The organism is Streptococcus sp. DTU_2020_1001019_1_SI_AUS_MUR_006, from assembly GCF_032340315.1.
Taxonomy (GTDB): Bacteria; Bacillota; Bacilli; order Lactobacillales; family Streptococcaceae; genus Streptococcus.
On record NZ_CP135436.1, the window covers coordinates 1,982,938 to 1,999,379 of the forward strand.

Here is a 16,442-nt window from a genome sequence, read left to right on the forward strand (position 1 = left end):
ATTAACTGATGGATGATAAAATTTCTTTCGGTGATTTTCTAAATAAAAATAGGAAACAAAGTGCAACTGACAAGCAGCTGATGATAAGTAGGAAGATATAAGATTCTCCAAATGATAGAAGACTTGTTGAAAGGTTCGTTGCTTTTGCTAGCGTATCTTGTAGTGCAGCTTGGTCACCACTTGCTAGTACAGTCTTCAAGAGATAGGAAGTAATGGCATTCCCAGCCACAAATGCCGGCAGAATAGATGCCAATGAAACTATGATGACTTCCAGGCAGAATTGGCTAAAGATTGCTCCTTTTCCCTTACCTAGTGCCAATAAAATACCAACCTCGTAGACTCGCTCTCGTAACCAAAGTGACAAGACCAAGATCAGCGCTCCTACACCAGCAATCATAATGCCATAGAGGAAAATCTGTAGGAAGGTTTGGAAGGTCGAAACTGAATCCTTGATTTGTTCAAAAGCCTTATTTTCCTTTTCGACTTGATAACCTTTAGTTTCTAGGGATAACTTTTCAACCTCTTGGATGATACTATCCATATCTTTTGGATTTTCTAGATAGAAACGAGCGGCAGTAACTTGAGCTTCCTTATTTCCAAGAAGAGTTTGGCTACTTTCGTAGTCTGTATAGATCGTGTTTTCACTAAAGTCTGATGAGAGACCGGTAAATTTCTCTTGCTTCTTACCTGAGAAAATACCTACGATTTCATAGTCTAGCCTTTGTCCACTATTTCCTTCAACTTGACCAGGATTTAAACTAATCTTATCCCCAAGTTTTAAGTTATTCTTCTTAGCCAATTCCTCGTGGACTAAGATTTTCTGACTATCTCCTTTTTCTAAATGCCTTCCTTCTTTAAGGGTAAAGGCAGAGCTAGTAAAGGAGACATCCTTAGAGGAATCTTCTAAAGCTATCAAACTGATGAGATTTTTTTCAGCCTCTGTCAAATCATCCCTTTGAATACTTTGTTCTCCAGTAACGACTTCTTTGTCAGTCAACTTAGCTATTGTTTCAAGCTCTGGGGAAATCTCCTCAAGACCCTTTATCTTTTTAAGGTCATCTAGTTGAGACAGTTGAAAAGTCTGATCTGCTTCTATTCTTTTAATAGAAAAAGACGTATTCAGTGAGCGATAGAGATTATTTTCTACTGTTTTGTTGGACTTCATGAGCGTCAAACAAGCCGATATTCCAGCCAATAAGACAAATAGAATCAAGAATAATATGAGACTTCTCAGTCGTTTTCTGCTGACGTAAGCCCAAGCTCTTCGAGTGGGATTCATATAGCACCTCCATATTTGTAAAACCATTATAATATTCAAATATGAAATGTTTATGAAATCACAAAAAAGAGCAAAATCTTTGCCCTTGTTTATATAAAAATAAAGAGCTAGCCGAAGCTAACTCTTTTCCTATGCGGAGAGAGGGACTTGAACCCTCACGACCTAAAGCGGTCACAGGATCCTTAGTCCTGCGCGTCTGCCAATTCCGCCATCCCCGCGTCGATTACTTTACTAGTATATCAACTTTCACAAACTTTGTCAACACTTTTTTCAGATTTTTTTCATTTTTTTTGAATACATTATTCTTTGATTTCAACTAGGTTTTCATCAAGGAGTTCCACTCCTAATGTATTCTTAAAATGTCCAAGTGCAAACTGATGGTTTTCAGGCCAAATGGATGCGACTGCTGGCTTGACAACTTCTATCTGATAACCCAGATTATAGGCATCGATAGCCGTATGCAATACACAGATATCTGTCAGAACACCTGTTAAGATGACTGTATCCACGCGACGCTCTCTCAAACGAATATCTAAATCAGTGCCAGAAAAAGCCGAATAGTGACGTTTGTCCATCCAGAAAACACGACTATCGCCAGCATATTCCTGATAGAACTCGGCTAACTTACCATATAGATTACGCCCGCTAGTCCCAATCAGATTATGAGGGGGAAATAGTTTACTTTCTGGATGAAAGACATCATTTTCCTCATGAGCATCAATGGTAAAGAAAATATAATCTCCACGGTCAAATGCTAATCTAGTCACCTGATTGATCGCTTCTGATATAGCTTGAGCGGGAGCTCCAGCTGTCAATTTTCCATGTTCCGCTACAAAATCTTCTGTATAGTCAATCGAAATTAAAGCCTTAGCCATTAATAGTCCCTCTTTTTCACTTCTTCAAAGATGTCTGGAATCAAGACCTTAAGATAAGTTCCCTTCATCCCCAGTGAACGACTTTCAATAATTCCTGCTGATTCGAGTTTTCGAAGGGCATTGACAATCACAGAACGCGTAATACCGATACGGTCTGCAATGACTGACGCAGTTAACTGTCCTTCATTGCCATTCAATTCACTCAAAATAGCTGACACTGCTCGTAACTCAGAGTAAGAAAGAGTGTTGACTGCCATCGTTACGGCTGTACGACGACGGATATTTTTCTCGTCTTCTTCACGTTGGAAGTTCAAAAGCTGAATACCAACCACCGTACTAGCAATCTCAACAAGAATCAAATCCTCATCTTCGAATTTCTTGTCATTTCGCCAAATAATCAAAGAACCCAAACGAATCCCAGAAACATGGATTGGAGCAATTGTTGTCAAACCTTCTGGAAAATCAGAACGACTCTCAACTGGAAAGATGCTTAATTCGTGATCTACAGTCAGATTTGCTTCTGTATCGTAAATCATGTTTGCACCTTGTACATAGTCATCCGGGAAAATCTTAGTTTGGAAGAACTGCTCTACGCGATCTGTATTGGTTTTGTAACGCATAAAATAGCCAAGGAGGCGCCCCTTGCTGTTAACAATACAAGCGTTGCAATCAATAATATCCGCTAATTGGCGTGTGATGGCATTATATGGAAGATCATCTTGTAATTTCTCCTCCGCACGCTTCAGGATAGACGTAATTTTTCTCGTTTTTTCTAATAAATGTGCCATTTTTCACCTCGTATTTAATCGCTTCCATTATACCATAAATTGATCATTATTTCAATAATTATCTGAAAATTGTTTATTGAATTGCAATTCTCTTACATTTGCAATTTTTTATATTTTTTTCAATTTTCTTGTTGACAGGTCCCTCGTTTTTTGATAATATAATATTACAAGATAACAAATATATAGATATCACTTCTAGTATTGATTTTTACGTAACTCTCGGTCTCCTTATATATAAAAGCGATCCACCACAGTGAACCGCTTTTTTTATTATTTATCACCCTTGTTACGAATAACGAAGCCTGTTTTCTTTTCGCTAGATGTTGTGCGAGGTTTTTTGTTGTCCTTACGGTAACGTTTTTCCTTATCGAAGCGGTCGTTTTTGCGACTGCCTTTTTTGAAATCATCCCGACGTTCACCACGACGATTGTCACGACGGCGTTCACGATCACGACGGTCATCTCCACGACGACCTCCCTTACCTTTACCACCGAAGCCATTACCTGATGGTTTAAATGGCAGTGGTTTCTCACGCGCAATTTCAACTTCTGGAAGACTATCTGGATCCTGAACTGTCAAACTTAGGATGTACATTGCCAATTCTTCTGGGCTGAATTCAGCTGCCAATTTACGGGCATCTTTTGCGAATTTATCAAAGTTACCACGAACAGTCTCATCGGCAAAGTCACGTTCAATTTTCTTAAGTGCAACATGCTTTTTAGCTTGGAAGGCTTCTTCTGCACTTGCAGGTTTGAGACCTTTCATGCGTTTCTTTGTCAAGTTCTCGATGATTTGGAGGTAACCCATTTCATTAGGTGAAACGAAGGTAATAGACTGACCTGACTTACCAGCACGACCTGTACGCCCGATACGGTGAACATAACTTTCAGGATCTTGTGGAATATCGTAGTTGTAGACATGGGTCACACCTGAAATATCCAAGCCACGCGCTGCAACGTCCGTCGCAACTAGAACATCCAGATTACCGTTTTTAAAATCACGAAGGACACGAAGACGTTTGTTTTGATCCAAATCTCCATGAATACCTTCTGCACGGAAACCACGGATTTTAAGCCCACGAGTTAACTCGTCTACACGACGTTTTGTACGACCAAAAACGATTGACAACTCAGGTTGATCAACATCCATAAGACGAGTCATGGTGTCAAATTTTTCTTGTTCCTTGACCCGGATATAGTACTGGTCTACCAGTTCTGTTGTTAATTCTTTAGCAGCAATCTTCACATGCTCAGGTTCATTCATGAACTGAACACCAATACGTTTGATAGCATCTGGCATAGTTGCTGAAAAGAGCAAAGTTTGACGATTTTCCGGTACACGAGAGATGATGGCTTCGATGTCTTCAAGGAATCCCATGTTGAGCATCTCATCTGCTTCGTCAAGGATGAGAGTTTCAATGTCCTGCAATTTCAAAGCCTTTCGTTTAATCAGGTCAAGAAGTCTTCCTGGTGTTCCCACCACGATATGGGCACCAGATTTAAGAGCCTTGATTTGTTTTTCAATACTTGAACCACCATAAACAGAACGGACTTTTACACCCTTGCTTCGACCAAAGCGGAAGAGTTCTTCCTGACTTTGCACAGCTAGTTCACGGGTTGGTGCAATGACCAAAGCTTGAATGGTTTCTTCTTCTGTACGAATCTTTTCAAGGGTTGGCAAGCCAAAGGCAGCAGTTTTTCCTGTACCAGTTTGGGCTTGTCCGATAACATCTTTTCCTTCAAGAGCCAAAGGAATAGTTTGCTCTTGGATAGGACTTGCTTCCACAAATCCTGCTTTATCGACTTCTGCTAAAAGGTCAGCAGACAAGTTAAATTCATTAAATTTCACGTTTTTCTTCTTTCTAAAGGTGGTGCGAAGCCACCCTATAGCGCTTAGTTTATACTTTTCTTTTCATGACGTATTTTCATATCTTCTATGAAAGATCGTGTTGCTTCTTTTCCACTAAAGAAAAGTACTGCTTTCTTTGCAACTTATCTAGTATAACACAAGACATGAGTAAAAGATAGTCAAACCCTCTGAGAAAATCATGTAAACGATTTTTCTATTTTTTGAACTTGATTCTCAAAAGCTTTCGTGAGACTAAATTAGTCCAAAATTTTTTCCCGTAGCAGAATTGTGAAAAAAATTTTTTCTTGTGCTAGAATGAAATCAAACAGGAGGATTTAAAAATGTTAACATACGATTTAATTGTTATTGGATTTGGTAAGGCAGGTAAAACTCTGGCTGCTAAGCTGGCTTCTGCTGGAAAAAAAGTTGCCCTTATCGAGCGCAACAAGGCTATGTACGGTGGAACTTGTATCAACATCGGTTGTATTCCAACCAAAACCTTGTTAGTTGCTGCAGAAAAGGACTTGTCATTTGACGAGGTTATGGCAACAAAAAATACGATTACCAGTCGTCTCAATGGTAAAAACTACGCTACGATCGCTGGTACTGGAGTTGATATCATTGATGCCGAAGCTCACTTTGTTTCAAACAAGGTAATCGAAATTCAAGCAGGTGACGAAAAACAAGAACTAACAGCTGAAACAATTGTTATCAACACTGGTGCTATTTCAAACGTTTTGCCAATTCCAGGTCTTGCGACTAGTAAGAATGTCTTTGACTCAACAGGTATCCAAAACTTGGAACAATTACCAGAAAAACTTGGAATTCTTGGTGGTGGTAATATCGGTCTTGAGTTTGCTGGTCTCTACAATAAACTCGGAAGCAAGGTAACAGTCTTAGATGCAATGGACACTTTCTTACCTCGTGCAGAACCTTCCATCGCAGCTCTTGCTAAACAATACATGGAAGAAGACGGCATCGAATTACTTCAAAACATCCATACTACTGAAATCAAAAACGATGGTGACCAAGTTCTTGTTGTGACTGAAAATGAAACCTATCGTTTCGATGCCCTTCTCTATGCAACAGGACGTAAACCAAATGTTGAACCACTTCAACTTGAAAATACAGATATTGAACTTACTGAACGTGGCGCTATTAAAGTAGACAAACATTGTCAAACAAACGTTCCTGGTGTCTTTGCAGTTGGAGATGTCAACGGTGGCCTTCAATTTACTTACATTTCACTTGATGACTTCCGTGTTGTCTACAGCTACCTTGCTGGTGATGGCAGCTACACACTTGAAGACCGTCTCAATGTACCAAACACCATGTTTATCACACCAGCACTTTCACAAGTTGGTTTGACTGAAAGCCAAGCAGCTGATTTGAAACTTCCATACGCTGTTAAGGAAATCCCTGTCGCTGCTATGCCTCGTGGTCACGTAAACGGAGACCTTCGTGGAGCATTCAAAGCTATTGTCAACACTGAAACTAAAGAAATTCTAGGTGCAACTATCTTTTCAGAAGGATCACAAGAAATCATCAATATCATTACTGTTGCTATGGACAACAAAATCCCATACACTTACTTCACAAAACAAATCTTCACTCACCCAACCTTGGCTGAGAACTTGAATGACTTGTTTGCGATTTAAGTTAATTCAGGCAGCCCTCCTTGGGCTGTTTTTCTTTTTCTAAAATCTCAAATCTGTCTTTTTCAGCTTTTATGATATAATAGAAACATGAAATTAAAAACTACTTTTGGGCTCCTTGCTGGACGTTCTTCTCACTTTATTTTGAGTCGTCTCGGACGTGGAAGTACGCTCCCAGGGAAACTTGCCCTCCAATTTGATAAAGATATTTTACAACATTTAGCAAAGAATTACGAGATTGTTGTGGTAACTGGAACCAATGGAAAAACCTTGACAACCGCTCTCACTGTCGGTATCCTAAAGGAAATTTATGGTCAAGTTTTAACTAATCCTAGTGGTGCCAACATGATAACAGGAATCACGACTACTTTCTTGACTGCAAAATCTTCAAAAACTGGAAAAAATATTGCAGTTCTTGAAATCGACGAAGCTAGTCTCTCACATATCTGTGACTACATCCATCCTAGTCTTTTCGTTATCACCAATATTTTCCGCGATCAGATGGACCGATACGGTGAGATCTATACGACCTATAACATGATTTTGGATGCTATTCGAAAAGTTCCTACTGCTACTGTTCTGCTAAACGGTGATAGTCCGCTTTTCTACAAGCCTGTAATTTCAAATCCTGTTCAGTATTTTGGTTTTGATCTAGAAAAAGGTCCAGCGCAACTTGCTCACTACAATACTGAAGGTATTCTCTGCCCTGAATGTCATAGCATTCTTAAGTACGAGCTCAATACCTATGCCAACTTGGGTGCCTACATCTGTGAAAATTGTGGATGCAAGCGTCCTAACTTGGATTACCGTCTGACAGAATTGGTTGAGTTAACAAACAATCGCTCTCGCTTTGTCATCGACGGCCAAGAATACGGTATTCAAATTGGCGGACTCTACAATATCTACAATGCTCTGGCTGCTGTCGCTATTGCCCGCTTCCTCGGAGCTGAGCCACAACTAATCAAGCAAGGATTTGACAAGAGTCGCGCAGTTTTTGGACGACAAGAAACCTTCCATATCGGTGACAAGGAATGCACACTGGTTCTCATCAAGAATCCTGTCGGTGCTACACAAGCTATTGAAATGATTAAGCTAGCTCCTTACCCATTTAGTCTATCTGTTCTTCTCAATGCTAACTATGCTGACGGTATTGATACCAGCTGGATCTGGGATGCGGATTTTGAACAGATAACTGACATGGATATCCCAGAAATCAACGCCGGTGGCGTTCGTCATTCTGAAATCGCTCGTCGTCTTCGAGTAACTGGTTATCCAGCTGATAAAATCACTGAAACAAGTAGTCTGGAACAAGTTCTTAAAACGATTGAAGCCCAAGACTGCAAACATGCTTATATCCTTGCGACTTATACTGCTATGCTGGAATTCCGAGAACTACTAGCCAATCGTCAGCTTGTTAGAAAGGAGATGAACTAATGGTTTATACTTCACTTTCCTCAAAAGACGGCAACTATCCTTACCAGCTAAATATCGCCCACCTCTATGGTAACCTCATGAATACCTACGGAGATAACGGGAATATCCTTATGCTCAAGTATGTAGCTGAAAAGCTGGGTGCTCATGTTACAGTTGACATCGTTTCTCTCCACGATGATTTCGATGAAAATCACTACGACATCGCCTTTTTCGGCGGTGGTCAAGACTTTGAACAAAGCATCATTGCTGGTGATTTGCCTGCTAAAAAAGAAAGCATTGGCAACTTTATCCAAAATGATGGTGTCGTCCTAGCTATCTGTGGCGGTTTCCAATTACTGGGTCAATACTATATCGAAGCTTCTGGAAGACGTATCGAAGGTCTAGGTGTCATGGGACACTACACACTCAACCAAACCAACAACCGCTTTATCGGTGACATTAAAATTCATAATGAAGAATTCGATGAAACCTATTATGGTTTTGAAAATCATCAAGGCCGTACCTTCCTCTCAGATGACCAAAAACCGCTCGGTCAGGTTGTTTACGGAAATGGAAATAATGAAGAAAAAATCGGTGAAGGTGTTCACTATAGAAATGTTTTCGGTTCTTATTTCCACGGACCTATTTTATCCCGTAATGCAAACTTAGCCTATCGCTTAGTAACCCTTGCCCTCAAAAAGAAATACGGTCAGGATCTTGTCCTTCCGGCTTACGAGGACATTCTCAATCAAGAAGTCGCTGAAGAATACAGCGATGTGAAAAGTAAGGCAGAATTCAACTAAACTTCCTATTCCAGCATGCCATCGGCTGTTGGAATTTTTTTAAGCTCTTTTCCCCTTCTCCCTTGCATTTTCTACTATTTTTTGCAAAAATAGAGGGGTAGAAAGAAGGTAACATATGTCTAAATTACAACAAATTGTAACATATCTCGAATCTGAAAAGTTAGACGTCGCAGTCGTATCTGACCCCGTCACTATCAATTACCTCACTGGTTTTTACAGTGATCCACACGAACGCCAAATGTTCCTCTTTGTCCTTGCTGACCAGGAACCACTCCTCTTTGTTCCAGCTCTTGAAGTTGAGCGCGCAACTAGCACTGTCTCTTTTCCAGTCGTTGGTTATGTGGACTCTGAAAACCCTTGGAAAAAAATCCAAAACGCCTTACCACAGATTGATTTCAAACGTGTCGCAGTTGAGTTTGATAATCTCATCTTAACTAAATACCACGGTTTGAAATCTGTCTTTGAAACTGCTGAGTTTGAGAACTTAACTCCATTAATCCAACGCATGCGCTTGATCAAATCAGCTGACGAAGTACAAAAGATGATGGTAGCAGGTGTCTATGCAGACAAGTCTGTTAAAGTTGGTTTTGACAATATCTCTCTTGATAATACGGAAACTGATATCATTGCACAGATTGATTTTGCCATGAAACGCGAAGGCTATGAGATGAGTTTTGATACTATGGTTTTGACAGGTGATAACGCTGCAAATCCACACGGTATTCCTGGAGCTAACAAGGTTGAAAACAATGCCCTTCTCCTCTTTGACCTCGGTGTAATGGTGAATGGTTATGCATCAGATATGACTCGTACAGTCGCTGTTGGTAAACCTGACCAATTCAAGAAAGACATTTACAACTTGACTCTTGAAGCCCAACAAGCTGCCCTTGATTTTATCAAACCTGGTGTCACTGCGCATGAAGTAGACCGTGCTGCCCGTGAAGTTATCGAAAAAGCAGGTTATGGTGAGTACTTCAACCACCGTCTCGGTCATGGTATCGGTATGGATGTCCACGAATTCCCTTCAATCATGGAAGGAAACAACATGATTATCGAAGAAGGTATGTGCTTCTCAGTTGAGCCTGGTATCTATATCCCTGGTAAAGTCGGTGTCCGCATCGAAGACTGCGGTGTTGTAACCAAAGACGGCTTTGACCTCTTTACAAGTACCAGCAAAGATTTGCTTTACTTTGATTAAAAAATATTTTATAAAAAATAAGATGGAAAAGCTTAACTTTCCATCTTATTTTTTGATTTGATAATAAATTTTATCAGCTATATAACCTTTTCGTTCAACTGCATTTGGGATCGTCTTCCAACAAGTCATACCCGCCTTTTCCATAACACGACCAGATGCTGGGTTTAGACTTACATAGCAAGCATCAACCTCTTCAAATCCAATCTCATCTAGACAGTATGATAAAACTGCCTTCAAGGCTTCTGTCATGAGTCCTCGTCCCCAGTAGTCCATCCCTAAGATATATCCAATCTCACAGCTAGAGTTTTCTTCATCCACACTGACCAGACTAATATCTCCAATGACATATTCTGGATTTTCTTTGAGACTAATGGCCCATTTGTAGTAATTTGGATTGTCATAGGATGCTACCCAAGTTCTTATTGAGTTCTTTGTAAAATCAACATTTGGATGAGGATCCCAAGTAACATAGGTTAGATTATCTAGACTAGAAGCCCAATTTTCAAACATGGCTTGAGCATCAGTTTCACAAAAGCGTCGCAATAGCAACCGTTCAGTATGTAATGTCTTTGTACCTATGGATTTCATAATTCAACCTCGCTTTTTTATTTTCAGGCTCGGGCTAAAAAAGTCCCCCGGACCTGCCTCGTTCTCCTGTTTCAAGACTCGGGGTAAAAACCTCCACTGGAGATTTTTACTCCCAAAACGTATCAAACACTGTGATTGGTAAGTGGCGTTTGTGTTGGCCTTTATACCACCATTTTTCAATGGTTGCTTGGGCTTCTTGGCTTACTTGCTTACCTTCGAGGTAATCATCGATTTCATTGTAAGTGACTCCCAAGGCTACTTCATCTGCCAATCCTGGTTTCTCTTCTTCTAGGTCTGCGATTGGTACTTTCTCATAGAGGGCTGGATCAGCTCCAAGTTCCTGCAAGAGTTGTTTTCCTTGACGTTTATTGAGGCGATAGAGAGGAAGAATATCTGCACCGCCGTCACCAAATTTGGTAAAGAAACCTGTGACATTTTCTGCAGCATGGTCAGTACCAATAACTGCTCCACTATGAGCTCCTGCGAGTGCATATTGGGCAATCATCCGGCTTCTAGCCTTGATATTCCCTTTATTAAAGTCTGACATTGGACTACCAGTAGCCTCTACTGCCGCTGCCATTGCATCTACAGAATCTTTGATATTGACCACCAAACTCACATCTGGCTGGATAAAAGCTAGTGCTTTTTGCGCGTCATCCTCATCTGCTTGAATTCCATAAGGCAGGCGAACCGCTATAAATTTATAAGAATCATCACCAGTTTCAGCTCGCATTTCTTCCATAGCTAGTTGGGCAAGGCGACCAGCTAAAGTCGAGTCCTGTCCCCCAGAAATTCCTAAGACAAATGTCTTTAAAAAAGGATGTTTTTTCAAGTATCTTTTCAAAAAGTCAATCGAACGACGGATTTCTTCCTGGGCATCAATGACTGGTTTAACACCCAGTTGTTGGATAATGGTCTCTTGCAAACTCATTCTTCTTCTCCTTCACCTAGAGCTTCCTTACGCATTTTATCAATCAAGTCCATCTTGTCTTGCCATACATCACGAGCCAAGTCGACAGGGTAATGTTGTGGGTTCAGAACACGTTTGTATTCATCCCAAAGCTTGTCAAATTCCTTACGAGCATAAGCCTGAATCTCAGTCAAGCTAGGCAGGTTGTAAATCAATTTTCCGTCTTTGAAGATATCCACTAAGAGAGGAACAGCGTCAAAATTACGAACCGTCTTCTTGATGTATGTATAAGTCGGATGGAACATCTTGATTTCTGTCATGTCACTCACATCCACACCGTCATAAGTGATGTAGTCACCTTCTGACTTGCCTTTTTCACGACTGGTAATGCGCCACACCTGCTTCTTACCTGGCGTAGACACTTTTTCGGCATTATTAGACAGCTTGATTGTATTGCGTATGTTCCCATTTTCATCTTCGATGGCAACAATCTTATAAACTGCCCCAAGAGCGGGCTGGTCATAAGCTGTAATCAGCTTGGTTCCCACACCCCAGACATCAATCTTGGCCTTTTGCATCTTAAGGTTGAGGATGGTATTTTCGTCCAAATCATTAGAAGCATAAATCTTAGCCTCTGTAAATCCAGCCTCGTCCAATTGCTGACGGACTTTCTTGGAAATGTAGGCGATATCCCCAGAGTCAATCCGCACACCCATAAAGTTAATCTGATCACCCAGCTCACGCGCCACCTGAATGGCAGCTGGTACCCCAATGCGAAGGGTATCATAGGTATCCACAAGAAAGACGCAATTTTTATGGGTCGCAGCATAAGCCTTGAAAGCTTCATAGTCATTTCCATAAACCTGAACCAAAGCATGGGCATGGGTTCCCAAAACAGGAATGTCAAAGAGTTTACCAGCGCGCACGTTGCTGGTTCCATTGGCTCCACCAATCACCGCTGCGCGTGTTCCCCAGATAGCCGCATCCATTTCTTGAGCCCGACGTGTCCCAAACTCCATCAAGGGTTCATCTTCGATGACCGAACGAATACGAGCTGCCTTAGTCGCCACCAAGGTCTGGTAGTTGACGATGTTCAAAAGAGCCGTTTCGACCAACTGACATTGGGCTAGAGGACCTTCCACCTGCACAATCGGTTCATTGGCAAAAACCAAATCCCCTTCTTGGGCAGAACGAACGGTCAACTCCAACTGGAAATTGCGAAGGTAATCCAAGAATGCTCCATGATAGCCTAGAGACTCCAAATAGGCAATATCACTATCTGAAAAACGCAAGTCTTCAAGATAATTCACAATTCTTTCCAAACCTGCAAAAACCGCATAGCCATTCTTAAAAGGCTGTTGGCGGAAATAAACCTCAAAGACCGCCTTTTTATTGTGAATTCCTTGGTCAAAGTAAACCTGCATCATGTTAATCTGGTACAAGTCCGTGTGCAATGTCAAACTATCATCTGGATACATACTTTTCCTACTTCCTTAGCTAGAAACCCATGAAAATTTTCAAGAACTTTCATGTATTCCAATAAATTAGTACTATTATATCACATTTTATCTGGATTGAGAAAAGAGTAACAAGCTATTCTCCACTCTCCAGTTCATCCATGTCTTGCTCAAATTTTTTCTGAGCCCATTCGCCATAGCTCTTAAGACCAAGATTGCCAATAAAGACCCAGGGAAGATAAATAACATAAGTAATTGCCCAAGCAGATAGGTATTTAACGTTCAAAGGATTGTGCTGATAAACTTCTATGTTGAATTGATAATTCTGTAACATCAAAAGAGCCGTAATAGCCAAGGTTAAGAAAAAACAACCCAAAATCGTAAAATGAAAACGACTATAGTAGGTTACTCCCAGATAACGGGCACGATTGAAAAAGAAGAAAATTCCTACTATCAGAGTATACACTAGAAAATTCGGATTAAAAAGAGATGGAGATAACACTGCTACTAAATAGCTTAGAAGTACAAGCCCAATAAAGAGTGAAAAAGACTCTGCCCCAGCTTTATTGATTAGTTGTTCTTCTCTTTCGTCAAGTAATTGATAATGAATGAATTTATTTACCATCTTCTTCCTCCCAAAATAGTTGGTCTAGGGTTTTTCCTAAACATCTGCAAATAGACTGGCAAAGCGAGAGACTGGGATTGTATTTTCCCGCCTCTATCAAACCAATAGTCTGGCGCGTCACCCCCACAGCCTCTGCCAGTTGACCTTGAGTTAAATCAAGCTCTACACGAGCTAATTTCAATTTTAAATTTTTAGCCACCTGCGTCCTCCTTATAGTTTTAATACTCATCTACTCTTAAAAAATCCAAAACCAACACAAGCTGTCAGCTATTTATTATAACCTCATTAATTAGCACTCCAATATTATCTTCAGCCTAAAATCAGTATGTTGGATTGTTTGAAATAAACTTCCTAGTTTGCTATTTGATTTTTTGTTTAGTATTAGCTTTAGTAGGGTCTTTTAAACGAGTTTTGATTGCTTATATTTCTTATTTAGTTGATTTCATATCACTATTATATAATGCTTTTGGAAATGAGTCTAGCATAAGACAAAAACGTGTACACAACAAGAGCAGGAGCATACCAAGATGACTGATTTTTTGCTGGATTTTAAGTCTGTAAAATAATACTAAATGAAACTAAAATGAATACTTCTTGCTTTTCTTGAGAGTGAAAAAGTACAATAAAATGATTGTAGTGATTACCACAAGATACTGACTAATAGACATCGTATTTGAAGCAACAAATACAGGTAAGGAATAAAAAGGAAGAAGTTCAATTGCTTTGATAAACAAATCATTACTAGTATTCATCATAATCGTATTTAATATATTAGGGACAAAGAGTAGTAAAGCTACTAAAATACCAAATACCAAGCCACTTTTCAATTTGTATAAATAGAAAATGTAAGATAATAGAAAATAAAATAGGACTAACAAAATTGTATTGACTACAATGACTGCTATAAAATCTAATCCTAAATCACCTGGAACACCCAATTTACTTACGATGACTAGTAGCACAATGCCATTCAAAGCATAAATAATGGAAACTGAGATGGCATATAGAAAATTAGACAAGACATAAATCATCCGATTTTTCTGTTGATTATAAAACAAACTTACCGTATTGTGGGAAAAATCTCTACTAATGACTCGGTTAGCATGTATAACAGCCATTAACATACCGAGCATAGCATAAAAGTTTGAAATATGCTTAATACCAAGCAATGTCCCTTGAGTATTTAGAATAAAGAATGTAACCAATATCGGCGGTATAAACGAGATAAGCAAACCGAGATATATTACGCCTGATGAATATAAATCTCTTATATTTTCCTTAAGAAAATTCAATTTATTTAATTTCATGATTATAACCTTCCTTTATTTTGAACGATTTAGATAAATATCTTTAAGCGTTTCTTTTTTAGTTTCAAAATCAACTACTTTAATAGAGTTTTCGTTAAAAAATTTAAAAAGCTCACTACTTTGAATATTCCCAGACATAGTAATTCTCAGTCCCTCTTCCTGAACAATATCCCCAAATTCTTGTTTGGTAATGAAAATGTCTCTATCTGTAGCTGATGAAAAAGCTATCTCAAACAAGCAATTATGACTATCTTTTCCTACTTTTTGAAATGTCAAAAGCCCGTTCTCCAAGAAAAGAACCCTCTCACAAATTTCTTCAATATCTTCTAATTTATGACTCGATATTAAAATTCCAACATTTTCATGTAAAGCTAAATTTTTTAGAACCGCTAAAACTATTTGTGATGATTCAATATCTAAACCATTAGTCGGTTCATCTAAAATCAATATATCAGGTTCCGTAACAAGAGTTAGAAGCAAAGCTAATTTTTGTTTTGTACCCAAAGAATAGGTCTTTACTTTTTTATTAATAGACTGAGTCGAATCTAACTCTTGGATCAAACTTCCAAATCTTTCTTGATTGTAGTCAACACCATATAAGTTTGACAAATATTTTAAATTCTCTAAACCTGTTTTAGATAAAAATAATTTTGGTTCTTCGATTAAATACCCAACATTATCACTACTTATAATATTCCCTGAAGTCGGTTGATTATTCTGAACAAGAATTTTCATCAACGTACTCTTACCAACTCCGTTTCTCCCTACTAGACCAACAATTTCACCCTTGTTAAGTGCGAAATTTATATCTTTGAGAATGGTTGAATGACCATAATGCTTACTTACATTTATAACTTCCATTTTTTATTCCTCCATTAATATTCTTGGTTTTCTCTTTGATTCTCATTAATTTTAAAAAGTTGCGCCTCTTTTTAACAACATTATATCATATATCTAACTTAATGCAATATATAAATGTCATTTTGTAAAATTTTATTAACAAAAAACTCTCTACCATAAAAAATAGAGAGTGTTAAGTTTAAATATAGGGTTTCAAAATATCGACGACATCACTTCTTTTCTTAACCTGATAAGACTTGATTCCCAATTTCTCAGCTGCAATTGTATTGTCCTCAATATCACCTAGAAAGACACAATGTGTAGGATTTAACTGGTATTTATCGAGAATCTACTTCATACTTATGTCAAGCCCCCCTCTTTGATTTATGCTTTCATATTCTCCTTACAAATCCTTTTGGTAATAATATCTTTGCCCAATGTAGGGATAGTCTTGTAACCTAAAGACTTCCTTGTAGCCATGCCTTTTATAAAAATCAGGAGCTTGAAACTGGTAGGTATTGACAAAAGCAAAACGACAGTTTCGATTCTTAGCTTCACTTTCTGCTTGTTGCAATAGTTGGGAGCCGATTCCTTGTCCTCGCAACTCCTCTTTCACAAATAAATACTCGATTTCTAGCCAATTTCCGAAAGTCTCTGCTACTAAGCCAGCCAGGAGTCGACCATGTTCATCTTCGATATACAGATTAAGTGACTCACTTTCAGCTGCTTCCCTTTTGGAACGATTATAAGAGCGAACCAACTCTCCGATTTTTTGCGCTTTCTGAGACTCTGTATTCTCCAATCTAATGTGCATCAAAACCTCCTCAAAGACACTTACGCCTTGATTATATTCCTA

The 16,442-nt window shown here is 39.0% G+C and carries 16 protein-coding genes and 1 tRNA gene; 4 read left to right on the forward strand and 13 right to left on the reverse strand.

Translation table 11 applies throughout. The features are described 5' to 3' along the window. Position 1: 1 nt before the first annotated feature. The 5 genes from RRU92_RS09490 to RRU92_RS09510 all read right to left on the reverse strand — a co-directional run bounded on the left by RRU92_RS09490 (position 2) and on the right by RRU92_RS09510 (position 4,790). Positions 2 to 1,279, reverse strand: a complete 1,278-nt coding sequence (locus RRU92_RS09490) for an ABC transporter permease (RefSeq protein ID WP_315639601.1) — start codon at positions 1,277 to 1,279, stop codon at positions 2 to 4. Positions 1,280 to 1,411: 132 nt separating this feature from the next. Further along, positions 1,412 to 1,497 (reverse strand) — tRNA-Leu (locus tag RRU92_RS09495). An 81-nt stretch (positions 1,498 to 1,578) separates the two neighbouring features. Beyond that, positions 1,579 to 2,154 (reverse strand): isochorismatase family cysteine hydrolase, encoded by a 576-nt coding sequence (locus tag RRU92_RS09500; RefSeq protein ID WP_315639603.1) that lies wholly within the window; start codon positions 2,152 to 2,154, stop codon positions 1,579 to 1,581. Further along, a complete protein-coding gene (codY, locus tag RRU92_RS09505) occupies positions 2,154 to 2,942 on the reverse strand; it encodes a GTP-sensing pleiotropic transcriptional regulator CodY (protein ID WP_075232172.1) in 789 nt (262 codons plus the stop codon). The genes RRU92_RS09500 and codY overlap by 1 nt, the downstream gene beginning before the upstream one ends. Before the next feature lie 270 nt (positions 2,943 to 3,212). Then, positions 3,213 to 4,790: a DEAD/DEAH box helicase gene (locus tag RRU92_RS09510; RefSeq protein WP_315639605.1), complete on the reverse strand. Its 1,578-nt coding sequence runs from the start codon at positions 4,788 to 4,790 to the stop codon at positions 3,213 to 3,215. A gap of 341 nt (positions 4,791 to 5,131) precedes the next feature. Between RRU92_RS09510 and RRU92_RS09515 the strand changes: the two genes are divergently transcribed. The 4 genes from RRU92_RS09515 to RRU92_RS09530 all read left to right on the forward strand — a co-directional run bounded on the left by RRU92_RS09515 (position 5,132) and on the right by RRU92_RS09530 (position 9,859). After that, positions 5,132 to 6,448, forward strand: a complete 1,317-nt coding sequence (locus RRU92_RS09515) for an FAD-containing oxidoreductase (RefSeq protein ID WP_315639607.1) — start codon at positions 5,132 to 5,134, stop codon at positions 6,446 to 6,448. Between the two features lie 87 nt (positions 6,449 to 6,535). Then, the gene (murT, locus tag RRU92_RS09520; protein ID WP_315639609.1) at positions 6,536 to 7,879 is read left to right on the forward strand and encodes a lipid II isoglutaminyl synthase subunit MurT; all 1,344 of its coding nucleotides are present in this window, start codon (positions 6,536 to 6,538) and stop codon (positions 7,877 to 7,879) included. Next, positions 7,879 to 8,661, forward strand: a complete 783-nt coding sequence (gene gatD / locus RRU92_RS09525) for a lipid II isoglutaminyl synthase subunit GatD (protein ID WP_248035991.1) — start codon at positions 7,879 to 7,881, stop codon at positions 8,659 to 8,661. Before murT ends, gatD begins: the two co-directional genes overlap by 1 nt. A 115-nt stretch (positions 8,662 to 8,776) precedes the next feature. Continuing rightward, positions 8,777 to 9,859 carry a Xaa-Pro peptidase family protein gene (locus tag RRU92_RS09530; RefSeq protein WP_315639614.1) on the forward strand — a complete coding sequence of 361 codons (1,083 nt, stop codon included), beginning with the start codon at positions 8,777 to 8,779 and terminating at the stop codon, positions 9,857 to 9,859. 45 nt (positions 9,860 to 9,904) lie between these two features. Here RRU92_RS09530 and RRU92_RS09535 read toward each other — a convergent pair whose 3' ends face one another. The 8 genes from RRU92_RS09535 to RRU92_RS09570 form a co-directional block, all read right to left on the reverse strand. After that, positions 9,905 to 10,447 carry a GNAT family N-acetyltransferase gene (locus RRU92_RS09535; RefSeq protein ID WP_315639617.1) on the reverse strand — a complete coding sequence of 181 codons (543 nt, stop codon included), beginning with the start codon at positions 10,445 to 10,447 and terminating at the stop codon, positions 9,905 to 9,907. Positions 10,448 to 10,553: 106 nt separating this feature from the next. Further along, the gene (gene nadE / locus RRU92_RS09540; protein ID WP_315639618.1) at positions 10,554 to 11,378 is read right to left on the reverse strand and encodes an ammonia-dependent NAD(+) synthetase; all 825 of its coding nucleotides are present in this window, start codon (positions 11,376 to 11,378) and stop codon (positions 10,554 to 10,556) included. Next, on the reverse strand, positions 11,375 to 12,835 hold the full coding sequence (locus RRU92_RS09545; protein ID WP_023943214.1) for a nicotinate phosphoribosyltransferase: 1,461 nt from the start codon (positions 12,833 to 12,835) through the stop codon (positions 11,375 to 11,377). The genes nadE and RRU92_RS09545 overlap by 4 nt, the downstream gene beginning before the upstream one ends. Before the next feature lie 115 nt (positions 12,836 to 12,950). Continuing rightward, positions 12,951 to 13,439 (reverse strand): DUF6773 family protein, encoded by a 489-nt coding sequence (locus RRU92_RS09550; protein ID WP_023943216.1) that lies wholly within the window; start codon positions 13,437 to 13,439, stop codon positions 12,951 to 12,953. Then, positions 13,429 to 13,638, reverse strand: coding sequence for a helix-turn-helix transcriptional regulator (locus RRU92_RS09555; RefSeq protein WP_001107500.1), 210 nt, complete (start codon positions 13,636 to 13,638; stop codon positions 13,429 to 13,431). The genes RRU92_RS09550 and RRU92_RS09555 overlap by 11 nt, the downstream gene beginning before the upstream one ends. Before the next feature lie 379 nt (positions 13,639 to 14,017). Then, positions 14,018 to 14,746, reverse strand: a complete 729-nt coding sequence (locus RRU92_RS09560; RefSeq protein WP_315639621.1) for a hypothetical protein — start codon at positions 14,744 to 14,746, stop codon at positions 14,018 to 14,020. Between the two features lie 15 nt (positions 14,747 to 14,761). Next, positions 14,762 to 15,607, reverse strand: coding sequence for an ABC transporter ATP-binding protein (locus tag RRU92_RS09565; RefSeq protein WP_023943222.1), 846 nt, complete (start codon positions 15,605 to 15,607; stop codon positions 14,762 to 14,764). Positions 15,608 to 15,989: 382 nt separating this feature from the next. Beyond that, a complete protein-coding gene (locus RRU92_RS09570; RefSeq protein WP_315639622.1) occupies positions 15,990 to 16,400 on the reverse strand; it encodes a GNAT family N-acetyltransferase in 411 nt (136 codons plus the stop codon). Positions 16,401 to 16,442: the final 42 nt, after the last annotated feature.